Genomic DNA, 4,201 nt, shown 5'->3' with positions numbered 1-4,201 from the left:
GATTATCACCAGTCCTAAATAGTATAGAGCCATTCTCTTTCTGAGAGATAACTAAATTTAGATATGCGTTAACTAGTTTGGGTGAAATTATAACTTTTTTTTATAAAATAACATAAGGAAAACGAACCAAAAAATTGTTACGTACAATTAGATAAGTGTTATAATTTATTTGGTGCTATGTATGATGATAAGAAGAATACGAATCTGTAATTTTCAAAGAGAGCAAGAAGGGGTGAAAGGGATTATTCTTGTTATTATTTTGCATGCCTAAATTAAAATTAAGGAGTGTCTAGGTTGAAAGACGAACACACATCTAAGAACAAAGCATCTTTCCAACCGGATAGAAAAAACAAATATTCTATTCGTAAATTCACTGTAGGTACTGCTTCTATTCTAGTAGGAGCTATCTTATTATTCGGGGTGAATACACAAGATGCGAAAGCAGCTGAAACATCAACCACATTTACAATTAACGCAACAACACCAGACAAAGACACTAATGTTGAAGTGAATCATGCAGATGCAGTTGTTAATGAAACTGCAGTAACTACATCATCTGAAATAACAACACCAGATGAAACTAAAGAAGTACCGAAAACTGAAGTTGAATCACTACCAACAAAAGTTAGTAATGATTCCACAGAAAAAGCAACTTCTGATCATCAAGAAGTTGTAGCTCCAACAGTCGAAAAAGAAGCGACTGCAGCTCCAAAATCACAAGAAGTTTCAACAGAAACAGCTCCGTTTGAGACAAACACAACAGTTCAAAAAGTAGCTGAAACACCTAAAGTAGAAGTACCTCAATCTATTTTAGACATTCAACAAGTTCAAGATTTGAATACAGCTGCTGAATTTTATGCACAATCTTCAGGCGTCTCTATAGAAGAAGCGAAGACTTTAATTCAAGAATTGAATTTAGACAGTCAAGCCACACCCGAAGAAATTCAACAAGCTTTACTTTATCAATTGTCCCATGAATATGAAACTTGGTATAAACCTGCTGTACGTGAAGATTTGACTACAGAGGCAGAACAAGTGGCAGATAATCCAGACTTTGTAAAATATGCGGTAACGCTTCCAATAGAACCGATAATTATTGATGCAGATGCGATTAAAAACGGTTATGTTCGTTCAGGTTCAGATGAATTAAGTAAAACTAACTTAATTTCCGGTCGTGCTTGGATGGCGGACCAAGGTATCCCATCTGTAGGTACAAATGGTTTAGCACCTGTACCTGTCAATACACCGGTTTATTTACAATGGATGGACAAAGATGGATCAATTTCACCAATTTATCGTGCATATACACATAATAAAAATCGTGATGACAGTGCACAAGATGGTCCAGGTGCCTTTGCCTTTGACTTAAGACAAGGTTGGACAGATGCGACAGGTAAACACCATGTATATAAAGCTTTTAAAGGACAAAAATATCGTTTTGCTATTCCAGATTTTACATTACCTAATGGCAACAAAGCGACAATGTTACGACAAGCTGGTGGATTCTATCCAGGTGTATTTGTAGACACATTTACTGATAACAATATGGGGCAAACTCCAGTAGTAGGTAAAAACATTGGCCGTACAGGTATTTTTATGGCTGAAGTGCCAGTCGGTAATTATATGACGAAACCTAAAAATCAATGGATTACAAGCGAAGGTAACCATAGTTATCCAGAACTATTAGCTGTTGATGGTTATAATGTCGTTCGTGGTAAAGTTTGGATAGAAAGCTCAGGTGGAGATAGAGCCAACTCAGCAACTGGTCCTAACTATAACCCAAATTTAGGAGATAGAGTCGCAGCGGGTTATAAAGTTGTATTAAGTTCATTAACTTCACAAGGTGCAGCAGCTTATAGAAATGAAGTACAACGTGTACCTGTACATGAACGTGCTGCAGCTGCGAAAAGATTATTAACTGCGCATCCAGAATATATTTCAGCTACTGTTGTTTCAGTGGTTGATGGAAATGGGGTTTACGCAGCTAAATTCCCTAATGGTACTTTGGATGTAGATCATATTTATGGTTTTGTGCTAAATACTAAAGGTAAACTCGTCCAAACGTATTCAGGATTTACCTCACCAGAATTTAGAAAAGCGAACCAAAATATCTCTTTCGTACCAATTTCAGAACCTTATTCAGGGGTTCAACAATGGGCGAATGTGAACTTTGCGGTAGTATTGAGTCCATCGGATACCATTGATCTTCATACTGTACCGTATAATGCGACAGACAACCCAGCAGCACCAGGCAGTCGTGTTAATGTTAAATTGCCTAATGGTGATGTACCACCAATGCCTACACACATCGAATGGAGAGATCCTAGCGGACAAACAGTGCATAGAGCTCCGGACTTTACAACGCCAAAACGAGGAGAACAAGTAAGTGGATTTACGATTCCTAAAGAGGCTCAGGAAGGTGATATTTATACTGCAGTACTTGTTTCTGGTGGTAACGATATCGCTGGTTCATCTGTAATTGTTCATATAACAGAAGCTAATAAATATCCACCAAAAGCGCAAACAGTTACTAAAGAATTCGGACAACCAGCAACTGAAGAAGATGTTATGAGTCATGTCACATTCCCTAAATATCCGGCTCATCTTAAAAAACCTACAATAACAATAGATCATCCTGATAAATTACCTGATGGAAATACGCCTGGTAAAGTTCTAGTACCTGTTACTGTTACGTATCCAGATGGTTCTGTTGCGCACGTTAATGTACCAGTAGTTACAAAAGCACAATCTGATAAAGACAAATATACGCCAACTGCAGGTTCAGTTGAAAAAGACTTCGGTCATAAAGCAACACCTGGTGAAATCACAGGAAAAGTATCTGTACCAGACTTCCCAGCTGGAGGTAATCAACCAACTTATACAGTGGATGAAACAACAATTCCAGATGGCCAAACACCAGGTACAGTGAATGTACCGGTGACTGTACATTATCCTGATAATTCTTCAGAAGTTATTGAAGTTCCGGTTACTACAAAAGTACAACCTGATAACGATAAATATCAACCGGCAACTGAAGCAATCCATAAACCATTTGGTCAAAAAACAGATGAAAATGAAGTGAAATCAAAAGTTTCTGTACCTAATTTCCCAGGAAATGGTAATCAACCGACTTATACAGTAGATACTTCAACAATTCCAGATGGTCAAACACCAGGAACAGTAAATGTACCAGTGACTGTACAATATCCAGATGGTACAAGTGAAGTAGTAAATGTACCTGTTATTACAGGACCAAAAGATTCAGATACGTACCAACCAACTACAGGAGAAATTACAAAACCATATGGTCAAGGTACAACAGAACAAGAAGTAAAAGATAAAGTCGCAGTGCCGAATTTCCCTAAAGACAAAGGCACACCAACAATCACAGTTGATACAAGCAAGTTGCCAAATGGTCAAACAAGCGGTGAGTTCCAAGTTCCCGTTACAGTGACTTATCCTGACAAAACAACGGACACAGTGAATGTCAAAGTGACAGTAGGAGTTCAACCTGATAATGATAAATATCAACCAACAGCAGGAGAAATTACAAAACCATATGGTACACCAACAACATCAAATGATGTAACAGGAAAAGTAAGTGTTCCAAACTTCCCTAAAACAGGTGCACAACCAGTCATTACTGTTGATACAAACAATTTACCAAACGGTCAAACAAGTGGCGTGTTCCAAGTCCCAGTCACAGTAACATATCCAGATAAAACAACAGATACAGTGAATGTGAAAGTGACAGTCGGACCGAAAGACTCAGATACGTACCAACCAACAACAGGTTCAATCACAAAACCATATGGTCAAGGTACAACAGAACAAGAAGTAAAAGATAAAGTCGCAGTGCCGAATTTCCCTAAAGACAAAGGCACACCAACAATCACAGTTGATACAAGCAAGTTGCCAAACGGTCAAACAAGCGGTGAGTTCCAAGTCCCAGTTACAGTGACTTATCCTGACAAAACAACAGATACAGTGAATGTGAAAGTGACAGTCGGACCGAAAGACTCAGATACGTACCAACCAACAACAGGTTCAATCACAAAACCATATGGTCAAGGTACAACAGAACAAGAAGTAAAAGATAAAGTCGCAGTGCCGAATTTCCCTAAAGACAAAGGCACACCAACAATCACTGTTGATACAAACAACTTACCAAACGGTCAAACAAGCGGTGAGTTCCAAGTCC

1 protein-coding gene is annotated in these 4,201 nt (G+C 38.3%); it reads left to right on the top strand.

The genetic code is table 11. The features are described from left to right. Positions 1–294: 294 nt before the first annotated feature. On the top strand, positions 295–4,201 hold a 3,907-nt coding region (locus HMPREF3031_RS11610), incomplete at its 3' end, for a Rib/alpha-like domain-containing protein (protein ID WP_070724968.1).

It is taken from the genome of Staphylococcus sp. HMSC072B07, from assembly GCF_001815505.1.
GTDB lineage: Bacteria > Bacillota > Bacilli > Staphylococcales > Staphylococcaceae > Staphylococcus > Staphylococcus simulans.
Note: the sequence above shows the minus strand (reverse complement) of the source record. Positions and strands in the feature narration are given on the sequence as shown.